This window comes from Litorihabitans aurantiacus (genome assembly GCF_030161595.1).
In the GTDB taxonomy this organism is placed as follows: Bacteria; Actinomycetota; Actinomycetes; order Actinomycetales; family Beutenbergiaceae; genus Litorihabitans; species Litorihabitans aurantiacus.
Genome location: NZ_BSUM01000001.1, coordinates 3,227,489 through 3,244,901 on the forward strand (window position 1 = coordinate 3,227,489; position 17,413 = coordinate 3,244,901).

The 17,413-nt window shown below is 75.2% G+C and carries 18 protein-coding genes and 2 pseudogenes; 10 read left to right on the forward strand and 10 right to left on the reverse strand.

Annotated features, from left to right (window positions below; all coding sequences use genetic code 11):
* Positions 1 to 28 precede the first annotated feature (28 nt).
* The 6 genes and pseudogenes from QQK22_RS15370 to QQK22_RS15395 all read left to right on the forward strand — a co-directional run bounded on the left by QQK22_RS15370 (position 29) and on the right by QQK22_RS15395 (position 5,838).
* Positions 29 to 807: pseudogene (locus tag QQK22_RS15370) on the forward strand (ABC transporter ATP-binding protein).
* Between the two features lie 13 nt (positions 808 to 820).
* Complete coding sequence (locus QQK22_RS15375; protein WP_284251826.1) at positions 821 to 1,708, forward strand: ABC transporter permease; 888 nt, start codon at positions 821 to 823, stop codon at positions 1,706 to 1,708.
* 2 nt (positions 1,709 to 1,710) lie between these two features.
* The gene (locus tag QQK22_RS15380) at positions 1,711 to 2,757 is read left to right on the forward strand and encodes an ABC transporter substrate-binding protein (protein WP_284252788.1); all 1,047 of its coding nucleotides are present in this window, start codon (positions 1,711 to 1,713) and stop codon (positions 2,755 to 2,757) included.
* A gap of 74 nt (positions 2,758 to 2,831) precedes the next feature.
* The gene (locus QQK22_RS15385) at positions 2,832 to 3,032 is read left to right on the forward strand and encodes a hypothetical protein (RefSeq protein WP_284251827.1); all 201 of its coding nucleotides are present in this window, start codon (positions 2,832 to 2,834) and stop codon (positions 3,030 to 3,032) included.
* Entirely contained in the window at positions 3,029 to 4,483 is a 1,455-nt protein-coding gene (locus QQK22_RS15390) for an amidase (protein ID WP_284251828.1), read from the forward strand. The genes QQK22_RS15385 and QQK22_RS15390 overlap by 4 nt, the downstream gene beginning before the upstream one ends.
* The gene (locus QQK22_RS15395; protein ID WP_284251829.1) at positions 4,480 to 5,838 is read left to right on the forward strand and encodes an MFS transporter; all 1,359 of its coding nucleotides are present in this window, start codon (positions 4,480 to 4,482) and stop codon (positions 5,836 to 5,838) included. Before QQK22_RS15390 ends, QQK22_RS15395 begins: the two co-directional genes overlap by 4 nt.
* A gap of 79 nt (positions 5,839 to 5,917) precedes the next feature.
* Here QQK22_RS15395 and QQK22_RS15400 read toward each other — a convergent pair whose 3' ends face one another.
* From QQK22_RS15400 to QQK22_RS15405, 3 genes and pseudogenes are all read right to left on the reverse strand, one after another.
* On the reverse strand, positions 5,918 to 6,109 hold the full coding sequence (locus tag QQK22_RS15400; protein ID WP_284251830.1) for a UTRA domain-containing protein: 192 nt from the start codon (positions 6,107 to 6,109) through the stop codon (positions 5,918 to 5,920).
* 224 nt (positions 6,110 to 6,333) lie between these two features.
* Positions 6,334 to 6,555, reverse strand: a pseudogene (locus QQK22_RS19410) (GntR family transcriptional regulator); the annotation flags it as partial.
* A gap of 52 nt (positions 6,556 to 6,607) precedes the next feature.
* Positions 6,608 to 7,480, reverse strand: a complete 873-nt coding sequence (locus tag QQK22_RS15405; RefSeq protein WP_284251831.1) for an AraC family transcriptional regulator — start codon at positions 7,478 to 7,480, stop codon at positions 6,608 to 6,610.
* Between the two features lie 37 nt (positions 7,481 to 7,517).
* Here QQK22_RS15405 and QQK22_RS15410 point away from each other — a divergent pair, with 37 nt between their 5' ends.
* The 3 genes from QQK22_RS15410 (at position 7,518) to QQK22_RS15420 (ending at position 8,893) form a co-directional block, all read left to right on the forward strand.
* Positions 7,518 to 8,111, forward strand: coding sequence for a TIGR03086 family metal-binding protein (locus QQK22_RS15410; RefSeq protein ID WP_284251832.1), 594 nt, complete (start codon positions 7,518 to 7,520; stop codon positions 8,109 to 8,111).
* A 96-nt stretch (positions 8,112 to 8,207) separates the two neighbouring features.
* Positions 8,208 to 8,492, forward strand: a complete 285-nt coding sequence (locus QQK22_RS15415; protein WP_284251833.1) for a hypothetical protein — start codon at positions 8,208 to 8,210, stop codon at positions 8,490 to 8,492.
* Complete coding sequence (locus tag QQK22_RS15420) at positions 8,489 to 8,893, forward strand: type II toxin-antitoxin system VapC family toxin (RefSeq protein ID WP_284251834.1); 405 nt, start codon at positions 8,489 to 8,491, stop codon at positions 8,891 to 8,893. The genes QQK22_RS15415 and QQK22_RS15420 overlap by 4 nt, the downstream gene beginning before the upstream one ends.
* Positions 8,894 to 9,050: 157 nt before the next feature.
* Here the strand turns inward: QQK22_RS15420 and QQK22_RS15425 are convergent, their stop codons facing one another.
* The 3 genes from QQK22_RS15425 to QQK22_RS15435 are packed head-to-tail and all read right to left on the reverse strand — an operon-like array spanning position 9,051 to position 13,201.
* A complete protein-coding gene (locus QQK22_RS15425) occupies positions 9,051 to 11,078 on the reverse strand; it encodes a hydantoinase B/oxoprolinase family protein (protein WP_284251835.1) in 2,028 nt (675 codons plus the stop codon).
* A gap of 3 nt (positions 11,079 to 11,081) precedes the next feature.
* A complete protein-coding gene (locus QQK22_RS15430) occupies positions 11,082 to 12,665 on the reverse strand; it encodes a hydantoinase/oxoprolinase family protein (protein ID WP_284251836.1) in 1,584 nt (527 codons plus the stop codon).
* Entirely contained in the window at positions 12,662 to 13,201 is a 540-nt protein-coding gene (locus QQK22_RS15435; RefSeq protein WP_284251837.1) for a hydantoinase/oxoprolinase N-terminal domain-containing protein, read from the reverse strand. Before QQK22_RS15435 ends, QQK22_RS15430 begins: the two co-directional genes overlap by 4 nt.
* Before the next feature lie 13 nt (positions 13,202 to 13,214).
* On the opposite strand from QQK22_RS15435, the gene QQK22_RS15440 reads away from it, so the two are divergent.
* Positions 13,215 to 13,340 carry a hypothetical protein gene (locus QQK22_RS15440; protein WP_284251838.1) on the forward strand — a complete coding sequence of 42 codons (126 nt, stop codon included), beginning with the start codon at positions 13,215 to 13,217 and terminating at the stop codon, positions 13,338 to 13,340.
* Here QQK22_RS15440 and QQK22_RS15445 read toward each other — a convergent pair.
* Genes QQK22_RS15445 through QQK22_RS15460 form a run of 4 tightly spaced genes read right to left on the reverse strand, consistent with a single transcriptional unit; the run spans position 13,337 to position 17,406 of the window.
* Positions 13,337 to 14,203 carry an ABC transporter permease gene (locus tag QQK22_RS15445; RefSeq protein ID WP_284251839.1) on the reverse strand — a complete coding sequence of 289 codons (867 nt, stop codon included), beginning with the start codon at positions 14,201 to 14,203 and terminating at the stop codon, positions 13,337 to 13,339. The genes QQK22_RS15440 and QQK22_RS15445 overlap by 4 nt on opposite strands.
* The gene (locus tag QQK22_RS15450) at positions 14,196 to 15,116 is read right to left on the reverse strand and encodes an ABC transporter permease (protein WP_284251840.1); all 921 of its coding nucleotides are present in this window, start codon (positions 15,114 to 15,116) and stop codon (positions 14,196 to 14,198) included. The genes QQK22_RS15445 and QQK22_RS15450 overlap by 8 nt, the downstream gene beginning before the upstream one ends.
* On the reverse strand, positions 15,113 to 16,273 hold the full coding sequence (locus QQK22_RS15455) for an ABC transporter ATP-binding protein (protein ID WP_284251841.1): 1,161 nt from the start codon (positions 16,271 to 16,273) through the stop codon (positions 15,113 to 15,115). The genes QQK22_RS15450 and QQK22_RS15455 overlap by 4 nt, the downstream gene beginning before the upstream one ends.
* Entirely contained in the window at positions 16,273 to 17,406 is a 1,134-nt protein-coding gene (locus tag QQK22_RS15460) for an ABC transporter substrate-binding protein (RefSeq protein ID WP_284251842.1), read from the reverse strand. Before QQK22_RS15460 ends, QQK22_RS15455 begins: the two co-directional genes overlap by 1 nt.
* Between the last annotated feature and the right edge of the window lie 7 nt (positions 17,407 to 17,413).

Genomic DNA, 17,413 nt, shown 5'->3' on the forward strand with positions numbered 1-17,413 from the left:
GGCGACCGGCGAACCCTCAGGGAGACCCATGGCACACATCATCGAGGCGCGTCAGATCGGGAAGCACTACGACGTCCCGGGCGGCGAGACCGAGGTCCTGCGCGACCTCTCCTTCCACATCGACCCGGGTGAGCTCGTCACCTTCGTCGGCCCGTCCGGGTGCGGCAAGTCCACGCTGTTCAACATCCTCACCGGGCTGCTGCCCCCACCTACGGCTCGGTGCTGGTGCGCGGCGAGGACACCACGGGTACGACGTCGCCCGAGATCGGCTACGTCCTGCAGAAGGACCTGCTGCTGCCGTGGCGCACGATGCTGGGCAACGTCGTGCTCGGCCTGGAGGTGCGCCGCACCCCGAAGGCGGAGGCGCACGAGAAGGCCCGCGCGCTGTTCGCCGAGTACGGCATGACCGGGTTCGAGGACCGCTACCCCGGTGAGGTCTCGGGCGGTATGCGGCAGCGAGCCGCGCTCATGCGGACGATGGTGCTGGACCCGCAGGTCATCCTCATGGACGAGGCCTACAAGGCGCTCGACTACCCGCTGAAGATCGAGCTCGAGAGCGAGCTCCTGCGGACCGTGCGCGAGGCCGGCAAGGCCGTGGTCTTCGTGACGCACGACATCGAGGAGGCCGTGACGCTCTCCGACCGCGTCTACGTGCTGGAGGCGCGACCCGGGCGGATCACGGACGAGATCCGCGTCGACCTCGAGGTCGACTCCACCCGCATCGAGGAACGGCGCCTCTCGCCCCGCTTCAACGACTACTACGAGCAGATCTGGCGCGGTATCGGTCGCCCGATCTCGACCCCCTGACGGAGGTGGCCCGATGACCGCGATCCGAGGCAGCGAGACCGGCGCCGTCGGCGCCGCCGAGCCGACCGCGACCGCGCCGTCGGGCGAGCGACCGGCGCCCGCCGTGCGCCGCACCGTGCCGGCGCGGCGGTCCGCCGGGTCGCGGCGCTTCACGCTCTCGCTCGCGCAGCTGGCCACCGTGGCCGTCCTCCTGGCCGCCTGGGAGGTCGCCGCGCGCAGCGGCGTGATCAACCCGTTCCTGTTCTCCAGCCCCGGCGCGGTCGTGGAGTCCCTGGTGCGCCGGGCCGCGGACGGCGCCCTGGCGAACGACGTCAGGGTCACGATGACCGAGATCGTGCTGGGCTACCTGCTCGGCGCCGTCGGCGGCTCGCTGCTCGGGCTCGGCCTGTGGTACTCCCGGCTCGTCGCCGACTACAGCGCGCCGTTCATCGCCGCGATCGGTGCGATCCCGGTTCTCGCGATCGCACCGATGACGATCATCTGGTTCGGCACCGGCCTGCTGTCGAAGGTCATGATCGTCGCGTTCTCGTGCGTCGTGGTCTCGCTGACCAACGCCTACCGCGGGGCGCAGCGCGCCGACGTCGACCAGGTGAACCTCATGCGCTCGTTCGGGGCGAGCCAGGGGCAGATCTTCCGCAAGGTGGTCGTCCCGGGCGCCCTGCCCTGGGTGATCCAGGGTCTCAAGCTGAACGTCGGCTTCGCCGTCGTCGGCGCCGTGATCGGGGAGTACATCTCCTCCAACGCCGGGGTGGGTCACATGATCCTGCTCGGCAGCTCCAGCTTCGCCGTCAACATCGTCCTCGCCGGCCTCGTGATGGTGATGGCGATCGTCCTGCTCCTCTCGTTCCTCGTCAACCTCCTCGAGCGCTCCCTGCTCTCGTGGGAAAGGACCGGTCAGTGACCATGCACCGCACCCGCACCCGTCTCCTCGCGGCGATCGCCGCCGTCGGCGCCCTGGCCCTCGGAGCCTGCGCCGGGTCCGACGCCTCCACGTCCGCCGGTGGTGGCGCGGCCGACGGCGGCACCTCCACCGTCCGCATCAACCAGGCCTTCCAGTCGCTGCTCTACCTGCCGCTGTACGTGGCGGAGGACCAGGGCTTCTTCGAGCAGGAGGGGATCGACGTCGAGATCGCCACCGGGGGCGGCGGGACCCAGTCGTGGTCGGCCGTGCTCGGCGGCTCGGCCGAGTTCTCCATCCAGGACCCCGTCTTCGTGCCCAAGGCGCGCGAGGCGGGCGGCGAGGGCGTCGTCGTCGCCGGCATCCAGAACGCGCCGACCGTCTTCATCCTCGGCTCCGACCCGGCGCCGCTGCAGGACGACCTCGAGCTGCTGAACGGCAAGCGCGTGGTCGTCAGCCCGCAGCCCGACACGACCTGGGCCCTCATGACGCTGATGATCGAGGAGCACGGGCTCGAGGACGTCACGCTCGTCAACGTCCCGATCGGCAACGAGCTCGCGGCCGTGGCGAGCGGGCAGGCGGACTACGCCCTCGCCGTCGAGCCGCAGATCAGCCAGGGCGAGAGCGAGGGGCTGAACGTCGTCTACTCCTTCTCGGAGGATCCCTCGCGCTCGCCCTTCGCGTTCTCCAGCCTCACGGGCCTGCCCTCCTGGATCGAGGAGAACCCCGAGGCCGCCCTCGGCACGGTGACCGCCTTCCAGCGGGCGTCCACGGCTATCTACGCCGACCCGGAGGCCGCCGTCGCGACGGCGGAGAAGTACTTCCCGGACCTCGACCCCGCGACGGTCGAGGCGGCCGTGATGCGGATGATCGAGGCGAAGGGCTACCCCGAGGACGTCCTGGTCACGCAGGAGGCGTGGGACAACAACCTCGAGATCGCGCTGCTGGTGGAGAACGTCCAGGCCTACCCCTCGGACGCGACCTCCTACGAGAACAACGTGGACGTGGAGCTGGCGCAGGCCGCCCACGCCGCGATCGCCGAGCAGGACTGACCGCGAGCCGGGGCCGTCGGGGGACCGTGTGCGGTCCCCCGACGGCCCGCCGCACGAGAAGGAGCACCGAGCCCATGACTCCGAGCGACCACCGCTTGCCGACACCCGCGGCGACGCCGACGCCGTCGAACCTCGCCGACGACGTCCGTGCGCTCGCCGTGGCCTGGCGCGCGGGCGCCGACGCCGTCGCCACCCGGGTGGCGGAGCTGGATCTCGCACTCCCGCCCGCGGTCGTGTTCGCGCCGCTCACCGCCTGCGACGAGGTGGCCAGATGACCGCGCCGGGCACGGGCCTCGACCACGGTCTCGCGGCGGGCCTCGACACCGTGGCCCAGGCGCGTGCACTCTTGGAGGCGGGTGCGACGTCGACCGAGCTGGTCGGGGCGGCGCTCGCGCGCGCGACCGAGGTCGAGCACCTGGCCGCGTTCGCGTCGGTCGACGGCGAGCGCGCCCTCGCTCGCGCGGCGCGGCTCGACGGCGCGGCGCCCCTGGGCCCGCTGCACGGCGTCCCGATCGTGCTGAAGGACAACGTCGCGCAGGCCGGGCTGGCCAACCGTGCCGGCTCCCGCGTGCTGCCGGACGTCCCGGCGCCCGCGGACGCCACGGTGACGGCGCGGCTCGAGGCGGCGGGCGCCGTCGTCGTCGGCCGGACGAACATGCACGAGCTGGCCTGGGGCGGGACCACCGACAACCCCCACCTCGGCACGTGCCGCAACCCGTGGGACCCGGCGCGCGTCGCGGCCGGGTCGAGCGGGGGCACGGCGGCCGCGGTGGCCGCGGGCGTCGTGCCCGTCGGGATCGGCACGGACACGGGCGGGTCTGTCCGCCTGCCGAGCGCCGTCACCAACCTCACGGGGCTGCGGCCCACGCTCGGCGCGATCCCGACCGACGGCGTCGTCCCGCTGGCCTGGACGCTCGACACGGTCGGGCCGATGGGGCGCAGCGCCGCGGACTGCCTGGCGCTGTGGGACGTGATCGCCGACGCGCCGGCCGGTCGTCCGTCGGGCGCGCAGGTGCCGGTGCCGCTCGTCCCTGCCGACGGCGGCCCGGCCGACGCCCCGTTCGCGGGCCTGCGGGTCGGCGTGCTGACCGACCACGCGCTGCGCGACCTGCAGCCCGGTGTCGAGCTCGCGGTGCTCGGGCTGCTCGGCAGCCTCCTGCACGGCGGCGCGGTGGTCGAGGAGGTGGCGCTGCCCGACCTCGAGCTGATGGTGGACGCGCTCGTCGTCGTCGACGCCGCGGAACCCAGCGCCGTGCACGCCCGGAGCGTCCGCGACCACCCCGAGCTGATCGGCGCCGACGTGCTGGCGCAGCTCCTGGCCGGCGCCGAGCTCGGAGCGGTCGAGTACCTGCAGGCGCAGCGGTTCCGGACGCACCTCGGCGCCCACCTGGAGCGCCTGTGGTCGCGGGTCGACGTGCTCGTCAGCCCGACGCTGCCCTTCACCGCTCCACTGGTGGGCGAGCGCCTCGTGACCATCAACGGCGTCGAGGTCGACAACCTGCGGGCCAACATGCGCTTCACGTCGCTGCCGAGCCTCACGGGCTGCCCGGCGGTCTCGCTCCCGGCCGGCTTCGACGAGGCGGGCCTCCCGGTCGGTGCGCAGCTGGTGGCGGCGCCCGGGCGCGACCGCGACCTGCTCCTGCTCGCCGCGCGGGTGCAGGAGGTGACCGACCACCACCGGCGCCGCCCGCCCTCGTCGGCCTCGTCGGCCTCGTCGGCAGGGTGAGCGCCCCGGCGCCCCTCGCGACCGGCGACCCGGCCGCCTCGGCCCCACCCCCGCCGTCGTCGCGCCGCGTCTCGTGGACGGTGGTCGCGCTCGGGACGGTGCTGCGGGCACCGGTCGTCGCCGTCGCGCCCGTGCTCGGGCCGATCGGCGACGATCTCGGCGTGCCGGTCGCGTCCGCGGCCCTGCTCGTCTCGCTCCCCGTCCTGTGCTTCGGGCTCAGCGCCGTCGGCGCCTCGCGGCTGATCCGCCGGGTGGGGGTGGCGACGGCGCTCGCGGTCTCGATGGCGCTCGTCGCGGTCGGTCTCGTGGTGCGGGTCGGCGGGGGGTGGACGACGGCGGTGGTCGGCACCGTGCTCCTCGGGGCGGCGATCACGGTCGCCAACGTCGCGGTGCCGCTCGTGACGCTCACGCGCGGAGAACGCGGGGGCCGACGCATGACGACCGCGTACGTCGTCGTGATGAACACCTGCACGCTCGGTGCGACGGTGGTGACAGGACCGCTCGCCGCGCTCGTGGGGTGGCGGTTCGCGGTGACCGTGCCGAGCCTCGTGGCGGCGGTGGCGCTCGGCGTGCTGCTCTCGCTGCCGAGCGTGCGCCGCGGGCTGCCGCGCGCGGAGGCGGTGCCGTCGGTGCCCCGGCGGCCGTCGGGCGTGCGCCGGAGGGCGACGGCGCGGCCCGGGCGGCCCGGGCGGTCGCGCGCGGGCCTCGTGGCGGGTCTGCTCACGCTCAGCTTCGCCGGGCAGACGTTCGGGTACTACGGGACGACGGCGTGGCTGCCGACGCAGCTCGCGGACGAGCTCGGCACGGACCTCGTCGGGTCGGGCCTCAGCGCCGCGGTGTTCCAGGCGGGCGGCGTGGTCGGCCCGCTCCTCGCGGCGCTGCTCCTGGGCCGGGCGCGCAGCGAGTGGGCCTTCGCCGTGGTGGGGGTGCTGTGGATCGCGTTCCCGCTGGGAATGGTGTCGGCGCCGCAGGCGTGGTGGGTGTGGTCGGTCCTGGCGGGAGTGGCGCAGGGAGCGACGTTCACCGCCGTCCTCGTGGTCGTGGTGCGCGTGTCGCCGCACGCGGGGGTGACGCGCCGCGTGTCGGCCCTCGTGCAGGGCGGCGGGTACGCCGCGGGTGCGGCGGGGCCCGTCGCGATCGGCCTGGTCCACGCGGCGACCGGCGGGTGGTCGTGGCCGATGGGGGTGGTCGTCGCGTCCGTGGTGACCCTCGCGGTCGCGGGGGTGGCGGCGTCGCGGCTGGCGGGTCAGGCGGTGGGGGACGCGGTTCCGGACGGATCGGACGGGTCCGCCGCACCCGGACGCCCGGTCGGGACGACGCCGTCGCGCGAGCGCACGATGTCGTGGCGCAGGTAGATGCGGTCGTGGCGGTAGTACCCGGTCGCGACCTCGATGACGCGGCCCTGGGGCGACAGCGTCGAGCGGTGCTGCACCATCACGGGTGACCCCGGGGGATCTCGAGCAGCTGCGCGACACCCGGGTCGGCCAGGCTCGCGCCCGTGCGCACCTGCGCCACGCCGATCTCCGCGCCGTGCGACTCGAGGTAGGCGAAGGTCCCCCGCCGGACCCCGGCGTCACCGCGGCCGGCGCGGGCAGACCGAGGTCCGCCGGCAGGTAGGAGGTCCACAGCACCATCGGTTCCGGGCCGTGCGTCAGCCGCTCCCACAGCACCACCGGTGCTCCGACGGCGATCCCGAGCTGCTGGGCCACCGGCGCGAGGGCGGGCACCTCCTGCCAGGTGAGGTGGCGGTAGGTGATGGCGCCGACGCCGGGGGTGTCGCCCTCCTCGGCGATCGCGCGCAGGGAGTTGAGCTCGTGCACGACGACGTGCGACGTCGGGCGTGTGCCGATCCCCTGGGCGCGTTGCACGAGGCGTTCGGCCACGAGGTAGGACAGCGCCTCGCGCACGACGTTGCGCCCGACCTGGAACTCGGTCACCAGCTGGTCCTCCGACGGCAGGACCCGATCGGCGTACACGCCCGCGAGGATGCGGTCGCGCAGCACGTCCCGCACCAGCCGGGAGCGGTGCGCGCGGGACTCGGTGTAGCGCGTCACGCCGACATTGTCGTCCACCGGGCCGCGGTGCGGGAGTGGCGTCCCGGGCGCGGACCGGGACGGTGTCGCGTCAGCCCCGTGGCCCGCGCTCGCGCCGCAGGAACTGCCCCGGCGTCATCCCGGTCACGCTGCGGAAGTCGCGCGTGAGGTGCGCCTGGTCGGCGTAGCCCAGCTCGGCCGCGACGTCGGCGAGGGTGGCGTGTCCGCCGTCGCCCGCCGCGTGCGCGGCCTCGCGCAGCCGCGCGACCGCCTCGTGCAGGCGTCGGCGGCGGACCACCCACGTCGCCCCGAGGCCGACGCGGTCGCGGAAGAGCCGCTGCAGCGAGCGCTCGGACAGCCCCGTGCGCGCGGTGAGGTCCTCGATGCGGCGCACGTGCGGCGTCGCCTCGATCCACTCGACGACGTCGTTGACGAGCTCGCCCTCGGGATCGACCGGCAGGAGCGGCTCGAGCGCGGTGCGGGCGGCCTCGACGGCGGCGGCCTGCGCCCCGGCGTCGCGCGGGTCGTCGACCAGGAGGCGGCGCACGGTGGCCGTGAAGGCGGCGCCGCGCTCGCCGAGGACCTCGCTGAGGTCCGCGGTGCGATCGCGCCAGCGCGACATCGGCTCGCCCGCGAGCAGGCGCCCCGACGCCGGCTGCATCGCCAGACCGAACGCCCAGCCCTCCCCGGTCAGCGTGGTGCGTGACAGGCCGCTCTCGACGCCGTAGAACCGCGCGTACTCCCACGTCACCACGATCAGCGGCACCGGGTAGCGCAGCACCTTTTGCACCACACCCTGCCCCGCCGGCACCGACCAGACGGGGATCCAGAACCAGCGCACCAGGCCGGCGACCGACGCGGGCGGCGGCAGCCGCGCCATCGTGTGGCTCGTGTCCGCGGGGTCGCGCAGGTGGGCGGTGCGGATGGGGCCGAGCCGCTCGCCGTCGGGCCTGTCGGTTTTCATCAAGCCCATCCTGGCGCGGCGTCGCTAGGTTCGCGGCATGACGACCACAGCCGCGCAGTACGCCACCGCCGACGACCGCCTCCGCCAGGTCCTGCGCCACATCGCGGACTGGGACGCGCCCACGCCGTGCGAGGGGTGGGCGGCGCGCGACGTCGTCGCACACCTGATCGAGACCGAGCGCGCCTTCCTCGGCGAGCAGGTGGATCTCGGCGACGACGGGGGCGTCGCGGGAGGCGAGGGAGCACCGCTCGCGGACCCCGCGGCGGCGTGGGCGGAGCACGCCGACCGGGTGCGCGCGGCGCTGGCCGATCCGGCGCTCGCGGCGCGCGAGTACGCCGGGTTCTTCGGACCGAGCACGGTGGGGGAGACGTTCCGGACGTTCTACGTGTTCGACGTCGTGGTGCACCGGTGGGATCTCGCGCGGGCGGCCGGCGGGGCGGGCGGTGCGGGCGGTGCGGGTGTGGCCGGTGCCGTCTGGGACGAGGCAGAGCTCGACCTCCTGGACGCCTCGACCGCCGCGATGGGCGAGGCGATCCGGATGGAGGGGATCTGCGGACCGGCGCTGGCGGTGCCCGCGGGGGCGGGGAGGCAGGAGCGGATGCTGGCGTACCTGGGGCGCGCCGCCCGCTGAGCGGTGCGGCAGCGGCCGGCCCGAAGGGCCTGTGCCCGCCGCACCGGGCGGCCCTCCCCGCCGACCTGTGCAGGCCTGCACAGGTAGCATCGGGGCATGTCCCTCCTGGAGAAGCGGCTGCAGGTGCTGCTCGACGACGAGCGCTTCCGACGCCTCGAGTCGGAGTCGGCGGCGACGGGCCGATCGGTGGGGTCGATCGTCCGGTCGGCCATCGACCTGCACTTCGCCACGAACGGCGGTGGTGACGCCCGCGCGGCGGCGGCCCGCCGTCTGCTCGAGGCCACCGCTGCGCCGGAGGCCGGCACCGAACCGGACTGGGCCGAGTCCAAGGCGGCCATCCTGGAGGCGGGTACCGCGCGGGCGACGGCGGGCGAGAGGTGACCCGCGTCTTCCTCGACACGGCCGTGCTCGCGCTCGCCGTCGGTGGGGAGCACCCGCTCCGCACGGCCTGCCGCGGGTACCTCGAGGGCGCGGCCCGCGGCGAGATCGAGATCCACGTGAGCGTCGAGGCGGTGCAGGAGCTGCTGTTCCACCGGATGCGACGGGGTGGGCGGTCGGACGCCGTCGAGCTTGTGCGTGACGTCCGGGAGTTGTGCCACGTCCACGAGTTCGACGACGCGGTGCTCGCTCGCGCGATCGACCTCGTCGGGCGCAGCGCGCTGGGCGGTCGCGACGCCGTCCACGCCGCGACGGCGCTCGGCTCGGGGTTCGCGGAGATCGTCACACCGGACCGGGACTTCGACGGCGTGCCGGGGCTCCGCCGTCGTGCGCCCGGGGCCTGACGACGGCGCAGCGCCGCCGCACGCGTTCGGCAATCCTCTCGGGGAGGGTCGGCGATCCTCTCGGGGTACGTCGGAAAAGCTCTCGGGGAGGGTCAGGAAAGCTCTCGCGAAGGGGTGGGGAGGGCAGGGGTGGCTGGGTTGGGGAGGGCGGGGCGGCTCAGACGGCGGGGGTGGCCCCGGCGAGGGCCTCGACCAGGGTGGTGGCTCGGGCGCGGGCGGCGGTGAGGGCCGCCGCGGAGGCGTCGGTGCGGGGGAAGCCGTCAGGCAGGCCCGTCAGCACCTCGTGCAGCAGCGCCCGACGGCGCGGCGCCCGGTCCAGGGGCGCCAGCCCGCGCAGCGCCACGTCGAGGTGGTCGAGCAGGTCGCGGTCGAACACCGCGTCCCAGCGATCCCGCGCGGCGCCCCGGCCCCACCACGCCCGCTCGTCCCGCGGCGCCGACCGCAGCGCCGCCGTCGCCGCCTCGTCGAGGAGGCCCTCGGACACCACCACCCCGTAGTCCCGCGCCGCGGCACCGACCGAGATCAGCCGCCCGAGCACGTCGGCCAGCACCGCCTGGGGCGCCCGCAGGAACGGGTCGCCGTACCCGCCCGCGCCGGCCGTCCGCAGCGTGACGGTGTCACCCACCTCCAGCGGCACGGTGTCGACGACCACGAGCCGCTGCTCGCCGTCGCGGCCCTCGTTCACGATCAGCTCCGTGCACGCGCCCGGTCCGCCGCCGGCCGCGCCCCACGGCTGGAACCGCGTCCGCTCCAGACCGCGCGCCAGCAGCGTGCCGGGCTCGAGCGCCTCGAAGACGAGCTCGAGCCCGCTCCCGCCGCGCCAGCGCCCGGGACCGGCCGAGTCGGGCCGCACCGCGTAGCGCAGCACGCGCACGCCGATCGAGGCCTCGACCGTCTCGACCGGGTTGTTGGCGAGGTTGGAGATGCCGCTGTCACGGCCGTCGATGCCGTCGGCACCGCGGCGCGCGCCGGTCCCGCCCACCATGGGCTCGACCACCTGCAGGTTCTTCCCCGGTCCGCTCGCGCGCGGCGCGAAGACCACCGGGACCACGAGCCCGCTCGAGGCGGCCGGCAGCACGTCGGGCGCGGCCTGCACCAGCGCGCCGGAGACGACGTCGTTCACGCGCGAGACCGTCGCGTGCCGCACCCCGACCGCCGCCGGCGCGACGGCGTTGAGCACGCTGCCCTCCGGCGCCCGGAACGTCACGACGTCCATGAGCCCGCCGTTCAGCGGCACGTCCGGGTCGAGCGTGCCCACCAGGGCGAACATGCGCGTGAGCACCCACGAGTGCGCGCGCCCCTGCGTCACCATGTTCAGCGCAGCCTCGACCTGGGGATCGGTCCCGGTGAAGTCGAGGTCGAGCGTCCCGCCGGCGACCGTCGCGCGCAGCGCGATCCGCAGCGGGAGGTCGCTCACGGCGTCGTTGTCGAGGTAGTCCTCGAAGCGGTACCCGCCGTCGGCGAGCCGGCCCAGCGCACGCCGCGCCCGCGCCGCCGTCTGCGCCCGCGCGTGCTCCCCGATCTGCGCCAGCCCACCGGGGTGGTCGGCCACGACCTCGGCCACCCGGGCGCGCCCCCGGTCCAGCGCGGCGAGCATCGCGGCCAGGTCGCCGTCGTTCTGCTCGGCCGCGCGCGAGTTCGCGCGCAGCAGCGCCTCGACGCCCGGCACGCGCCGCCCGGCCGCGACGTACTTCACCGGCGGGATCCGCAGGCCCTCGGCGAAGATCGAGTCGTTGCGCACGCTCACGGACGAGGGCACGCGGCCCCCGACGTCGGACACGTGGATGAACGTCCAGCCGTACCCGACGACCTCCTCGCCCTCGAAGTACGGCGCGATCGCGTGCACGTCGGGCAGGTGGGTCGACAGCGCGCCGGAGGTGTAGGGGTCGTTCGTGAGGATCACGTCGCCGGGCTCGAGGCCCTCGCGCTCGCGCACCACGCGCACGGCCTCGGACACGTCGAGACCGACGAACCCGGACACCCCGATCCCCTGCGGGTAGGCGACGAACCGCCCCGAGGCGTCGGCGACGGCGCACGCGAAGTCCGCCGTCTCGCGCACGTAGAGGCTGCGGCTCGCGCGCTGCAGCGCCAGGCTCATCTCCTCCGTCGCGGCGATCAGCCGCATCTGGCCCAGCTCACGCTCGAGTACCGACAGCACAGTCGGCTTCGTCGGCTCAGACAGCACGGCTCACCTCCTCGTCCTCCGCGACCAGCGGCGCGAGCAGCAGGTCGCCCGACGGCGCCAGCCGCACTCCCCAGTCCGGCGGCACGAGCACGCTCGTGTCGCCCTTCTCCACGACGGCGGGTCCGGCCACGGGTGCAGCGTCCTCGGCCTTCTCGTGGTCGTCATCTCGCGGCACGACGGCGAGCACCGCCGCCTCGTGCACGCCCCCGTCCAGCCGCAGCTCGCGCCGCCCGACCCGCGCGAGCACCCGCTCGCCGTCGCCCGTCCGCACGCGACCCTGCCGACCGCTGATCGCCACGCGCACGGTCTCGACCAGCACGGTCGCGCCGTCGTCGGCGAACGCGTGGTAGCGCTCGTGCGCCCGGCCGAACGCCTCGCGCAGCTCGCGCGCGTCCAGCGGCTCCGCCTCGAGCACCTCGGCGAGCGCGCGGGTGCCCCCGTGCGCAGCTCGACCGTGAGGGTCGTCGGCTGGCCGTCGTAGCGCGCGTCGACGGCGAGGACCACGTCGCCCTGGTCGGCCGCACCGTCGCTCGCGCCCTGCTCGCCCCACCAGGCGAGGGCCTCGGCGACGACGGCGCGCGCCGTCGCCCGCACCTCGTCGATCCCGCTCGGGTCGTCGGCCGGATCACCTGCCTCGCCCACCGTCAGGCGCGCCCGCAGCGACCGCACCAGGTCGCGCCGCACCGGCGCGAGAGCCGCGCCGAGCGCGCAGAAGGTGGCGGCCGCCGTCGGGACGATGACGCGGCGCACGCCGAGGTCGCGCGCGAGCAGCGCCGCGTGCGTGCCGCCCGCGCCGCCGAACGCGACGAACGTGAACGCGTCCGGCACCTCGCCGTGGCGCGCGAGCACGGTGCGCACGCGGGTGGACATGCCGGCGGTCGCGATCCGCAGGGCGGCGCCGGCGACGGCGTCGGCGTCCGGCACGTCCGCGTCGAGATCCGCGGCCAGGGCGTCGAGCGCGGCGCTCGCGGCGGGGGCGTCCAGGCGCATGCGGCCCTCGAGGAACGCGCCGTCGGCCAGCGCACCGGCGTGCACGTAGGCGTCGGTCAGGGCGGGTGCGGTGCCGCCGAGACCGTAGGCGACCGGGCCCGGGTGGGCGCCCGTGCTCCGGGGGCCGACGCGCAGCGCGGCGACCTCGCCCGAGTCGTCGACCGAGACGACGGACCCGCCGCCGGCGCCGATGGCCTCGACGTCGACGACGGGCATCGTCAGCGGGACATCGCCGATCGTGGTGCCCGTGGTGACGGCCGGGCGGCCGGCGCCGACCACGCCGATGTCGCTGCTGGTGCCGCCCATGTCGAACGTGACGAGATCGGTCGCGGGCCACAGCAGCCCGGCTGCGGCGACGCCCGAGGCGGGACCGGAGAGCACGGTCACCACGGGGCGGGCGATCGCGTCGTCGAACGAGACAGACCCGCCGTTGGAGGTGGAGATGAACAGCGGGGCGCGGAGCCCGATGGCCGCCACGCGCTCGCGCAGCGACGTGAGGTAGGACGTCATGAGCGGCCGGATCTGCGCGTCCAGCACCGCCAGCGCCGTGCGCTCGTACTCGCCGGCCTCGGGCCACAGCGCGCCCGCGGACGTCACGGGCACGCCCAGGTCGCGCTCCAGCGCGGCGGCGAGCGCGGCCTCCCGTTCGGGCGCGGCGTACCCGCCGACCAGGCAGAGGGTGACGGCGTCGGCGCGGGTGTCCCGCAGCGCCTCCAGCGCGCGGTGGTAGGAGGGGAGCCGGGCGTCACCTCGGCACCCACGGCCGCGCCGTCGGGGGCGAAGCGCAGGTCGAGCTCGACCACCTGGTCGCGGTCGACGACGGGCCGCGGCGGCCTCGCGTGCAGGTCGAACGAGCGCGGCAGGCGCGCGCGTCCGATGTGCACGAGGTCGCGGTGGCCCAGCGACGTCAGCACCGCCACGCGCGCCACGCGCCGCTGCAGGATCGCGTTCAGCCCGATGGTGGTGCCGTGCGTGATCGCGGCGACGTCGTCGGCCGCCACGCCCAGCCCGAGCAGGTCGCGCAGCCCCTGCTCGACGGCGGCCGCCGGGTCCTGCGGCGTGCTCGCCACCTTGTGGGCGACGACGCGGGTGAGGTCGTGCGTCGCGCCGTCGCCCCGATCGCCGCTCGGCACGGCGACGAGGTCGGTGAAGGTGCCGCCGACGTCGACACCGACGCGCCACCGGGTGGGCGAGGTGGACGGCGACGACGACGCGGGCGACGCGGAGGGCGTGGCGGTGGCGGCGGCTGAGCTGGTGATGGGTCGGTCCTAGACGAAGCGGGAGATGCGGACGGTGCGGTCGAGCACCGCGATGACGACGACGGCGGCGAGCAGCATCAGCGTGGAGATCGCGGCGATCGTCGGCTCCAGCTGCACCTGCACGGCGGAGTAGATGAGCACGGGCGCCGTGGCGGAGCGGGCCCCGGCCACGAAGACCGAGACCGCGACCTCGCCGAGCGAGATGACGGCGGCGAGGAACCCGGCGGCGACGATCCCGGGGCGCAGGAGCGGCACGGTGACGGTGAGGAACGCGCGCCACGGCGAGGCGCCGAGGGCCTGCGCGGCGCGTACGAGGCGCGGGTCGAGCGCTGCGGCGCTGACGGCGATCACGCGGATCGCGAACGGCAGCGTGACCACGAGGTGCGCGAGCACCAGCCCCGCGTTCGACCCCACGAGCCCGAGCCCCTGCATCTGGTGCAGCAGCGCGAGGCCGAGCATCACGCCCGGCACCATGATCGGCGAGAGGAACACCACGGCGAGCGCCTGCCGGCCCGGGAAGCGGCCGGCGCCCACGGCGTAGCCGCCCAGCACCCCGAGCACCACCACGATCGGCACGACGACGAGCAGCAGCCGCCCCGAGGAGGCGAGGGCGGCGAGCCACGCGTCGCTGGAGAACACCACGCCGTACCAGCGCAGGGACACGCCCGAGGGTGGGAACGCGAAGCTGTTGCGATCGGCGAACGAGCTGATCGCCACGACCAGGAGGGGCAGCACGAGGAACGCGCACACGAGCAGGACGGGGATCGCGACCGCGGCGCGGCGCACGCGGCGGCCCACCGGGCTCGGGGCGCGGGACGGGCGCGAGGGGCGCACGGCGGTGCTCGCCGACGTGGGGGAGGACGTCGTCTCAGCCACGGTTGCTCCTGTCCGCGAGGCGGGACAGCGCCGTCGCGATGCCGACGACGGCGAGCGTCACGATCAGCAGCACGAAGCTCAGCGCCGCGGCGCGCGGCTGGTTGAAGGTCACCAGGGCCTCGTCGCGCACGCGCAGGCCCGCGAGCGGCTGGTTCGCACCGCCCACGAGCAGCGGCGTGACGTAGATGCCCATCGCCAGCGAGAAGACGATGACGCCGCCGGCCACGAGACCGGGCGTCGCGAGCGGCAGCACCACGCTGCGGAACGTGCGCACGGCGCCGGCGCCGAGGTCGGCCGAGGCGCGCAGCACGGCGTCGTCGATCCCCTTGAGCGAGGCGGTGAGCGCGATGATCGCGAACGGCAGGAGCACGTGCACGACGGCGAGGAACACCGTCCAGGGCGAGCGCAGCAGCGGCAGGGACGCGTCGATGAGGCCGAGCGCCTGCAGCGTGCGGTTGACCGGCCCCTCGCCCGACATCACCACGCGCCAGCCGAACGAGCGCACGACCTCGCTCGTCAGCAGCGGCGAGAGCGTGATCGTGAAGACGACCGTCTTGCGCCAGCCGCTCGGGGTGCGCGCGAGGTACCAGGCGACCGGGAACGCCAGCACGAGGCACGTGAGGCTCACGCGCACCGCCAGGGACAGGCTCTCGGTGAGCGAGCCGGACAGGTACGGCGTCGTCAGCACCTGCCGGTACTGGTCGAGCGTGAAGCCGTCCAGGGGGATGTTGAGGGAGTCCGTGGGCCGCAGCGACAGCACGAGCAGCCCCGCGAGCGGGACCAGGAAGGCCACGACGACGAACACCGCGGGCACGACGGCGGGGATCAGGCCCGTCGCTCGGCCGCCCGTGAGCGCGCGGGGGCGCCACCGGCGGGCGGGCGCGGGGGTGCGCGCGGGTGCGGCCGTCGTCACGGGGCCTCGCCCACGTCCACGCCGGTGCCGCCCTCGGGTGCGACGCCGCCGTCGGCCCCACCGACCTCGCCCGCGCCGGTGCCGGCCAGCGGCAGCACGTCCTCGGCGTCGAACGCGACGGCGACGGCGGTCCCGGCGGGGTGCGCCCCGCCGTCGCGCTCGGCCGGGGGCGAGGCGAGCAGCGCGACGCCGGCCGACGTGCGCAGGCGGTAGTCGTAGCGCTCGCCCGTGAAGCCGACGGACACGACGACGGCGCGCGCCGCCTCCGGGTCCGCGGCGGTCGCGGGCGCCAGGCGCAGGGCCTCGGGGCGGATCGCGACGCGCGTGCCCTGCGCCGCGCGGCCGGTGACGGGGCGACCGAGGACGGACGCTCCGCCGTCGGACGCTCCGCCGTCGGACGCTCCGCCGTCGTGCGTCCCGTGCGCGACCTCGAGCACGTTCGCCGCGCCCACGAAGTCCGCCACGAACGCCGTGCGCGGCGCGCGGTAGAGCTCCTCGGGGGTGCCGAGCTGCTCGAGCCGGCCGTCCGCGAGGAGGACGACGCGGTCCGAGGTGGCCAGCGCCTCGGCCTGGTCGTGGGTCACGAAGATCATCGTGGTGCCCACGCGCTGCTGGAGCTCACGCAGCTCGTGCCGCATGTAGCGGCGCAGCTTGGCGTCGAGGTTGGACAGCGGCTCGTCCAGCAGCAGCACGCGCGGGCGCGTCACGAGCGAGCGCCCGATCGCGACGCGCTGCTGCTGCCCGCCGGAGAGCTGGCGCGGGTAGCGGTCCGCGAACTCCTCCAGGCCCACCAGGTCGAGGATCTCGCCCACGCGCTCGGCGCGCTCGGCCTTCCCGACCTTGCGCACGCGCAACCCGTACTCGAGGTTGCGGCGCACCGTGAGGTGCGGGAACAGCGCATAGGACTGGAACACCATGCCGGTCTCGCGGCGGTGCGCCGGGACGTGCGTGACGTCCTCGCCGTCGATCGCGACCGTCCCGGCCATCGGGTCGACGAACCCGGCCAGCGCCGAGAGCAGCGTGGACTTGCCGCACCCGGACGGGCCGAGCACGGACACGAACTCCCCGGGCTCGACGGTGAGCTCGTCCAGCGACAGGACGAGCTCACCGTCGTACCCGAGCCTGAGGTCACGGACCTCGACGCGGCCGGAGGTCATCAGCCGAAGATCTCCTGCCAGCGGGCCTGCAGGTCACCGAGCTGCGGCGTGATCACGGGGTAGTCGACCCAGACGAAGTCGTCGTAGGCGCCCGGACCGTGGTTGATCTGGGCCGCGAACTCCTCGGAGTAGACGTTGGTGTCGTTCGAGGCGGCGTACCAGGTGCCCTCGGAGAAGGTCGGCTGGTAGTCGGGCGAGGCGAGGTAGTTGAGGAACGCGTAGGCGAGGTCCTCGTTCGGCGTGCCCTCGGTGACGAAGTAGGACGTGAGCGCGCCGACCGACCCGGAGGCGGGGTAGGTGTAGCCGATGGGCTCGCCGTTGTTCTGCTGCACGAAGGTGCGGCCGTCCCAGTGCGCGGTGGCCCAGGCGTCGCCGCCGATGAGCGCCGTCTCGACCGAGGTGCTGTCCGTGGGGAACACGGACGCGCAGTCGGCCACGCCCTCGAGCTCGGCGAACGCCGCGTCGACGTCGGCGGCCTCGGTGATGCTGCCGCCGTTCTCGTTGATGAGTCCGGCGAGGAACTCCACGCCCGTGTTGAACGTCAGCGGGGAGACGCCGATGTGGCCGCACAGCGCCGGGTCGAGCAGGTCGGACCAGTCGGTGGGCGCCTCGGGGACGAGGTCGGTGCGGTAGGCGATGCCGGTGGCGCCCACGGTCAGCGGCACGCCGTAGTTCGCGCCGTCGATCTCCGACTGCTCGACCAGGATCGGGTTGAGGTCGTCGAAGTCGGCGACGCGGTCGGTGTCGAGCTCGGCCACGATCCCGGCGGCGACGGCGCTCGGCACGACGTTCGGGGTGAGGCCGACGAGGTCGTAGACGGGCTCGCCGCCGGCCGAGGAGCGCAGCGCGGTCACCCAGTCGGCGGGGCCGCCGGGCACGAGCTCGACGGTCGCGCCGGTCGCCTCCTCGAAGGGGTCGACGAACGCCTGCGTGAAGGACTCGCCCCAGGAGCCGGCGTAGGCAGCCACGGTGAGGGTCTGGCCGGTGAAGTCGCCGTCGGCGCCGCCGTCGGTCGCGGCGTCGTCGTCGGAGCCGCCGCCGCACGCGGTGAGCGTCAGGGTGGCGGCGAGGGTGCCGGCGACGGCGAGCGTGGTGCGCCGGCCGGGGCGGAGGCGTCGGGTGGTGGTGCTCATGCGGGAG

What these genes read in the sequence shown, in the direction of transcription:
- QQK22_RS15410 (WP_284251832.1), top strand. Translation starts at nt 7,518, where the DNA reads ATGACGACCACAGCCGCGCAGTACGCCACCGCCGACGACCGCCTCCGC.
- QQK22_RS15375 (WP_284251826.1), top strand. Translation starts at nt 821, where the DNA reads ATGACCGCGATCCGAGGCAGCGAGACCGGCGCCGTCGGCGCCGCCGAG.
- QQK22_RS15415 (WP_284251833.1), top strand. Translation starts at nt 8,208, where the DNA reads ATGTCCCTCCTGGAGAAGCGGCTGCAGGTGCTGCTCGACGACGAGCGC.
- QQK22_RS15385 (WP_284251827.1), top strand. Translation starts at nt 2,832, where the DNA reads ATGACTCCGAGCGACCACCGCTTGCCGACACCCGCGGCGACGCCGACG.
- QQK22_RS15455 (WP_284251841.1), bottom strand. Translation starts at nt 16,273, where the DNA reads ATGACCTCCGGCCGCGTCGAGGTCCGTGACCTCAGGCTCGGGTACGAC.
- QQK22_RS15405 (WP_284251831.1), bottom strand. Translation starts at nt 7,480, where the DNA reads ATGAAAACCGACAGGCCCGACGGCGAGCGGCTCGGCCCCATCCGCACC.
- QQK22_RS15390 (WP_284251828.1), top strand. Translation starts at nt 3,029, where the DNA reads ATGACCGCGCCGGGCACGGGCCTCGACCACGGTCTCGCGGCGGGCCTC.
- QQK22_RS15380 (WP_284252788.1), top strand. Translation starts at nt 1,711, where the DNA reads ATGCACCGCACCCGCACCCGTCTCCTCGCGGCGATCGCCGCCGTCGGC.
- QQK22_RS15460 (WP_284251842.1), bottom strand. Translation starts at nt 17,406, where the DNA reads ATGAGCACCACCACCCGACGCCTCCGCCCCGGCCGGCGCACCACGCTC.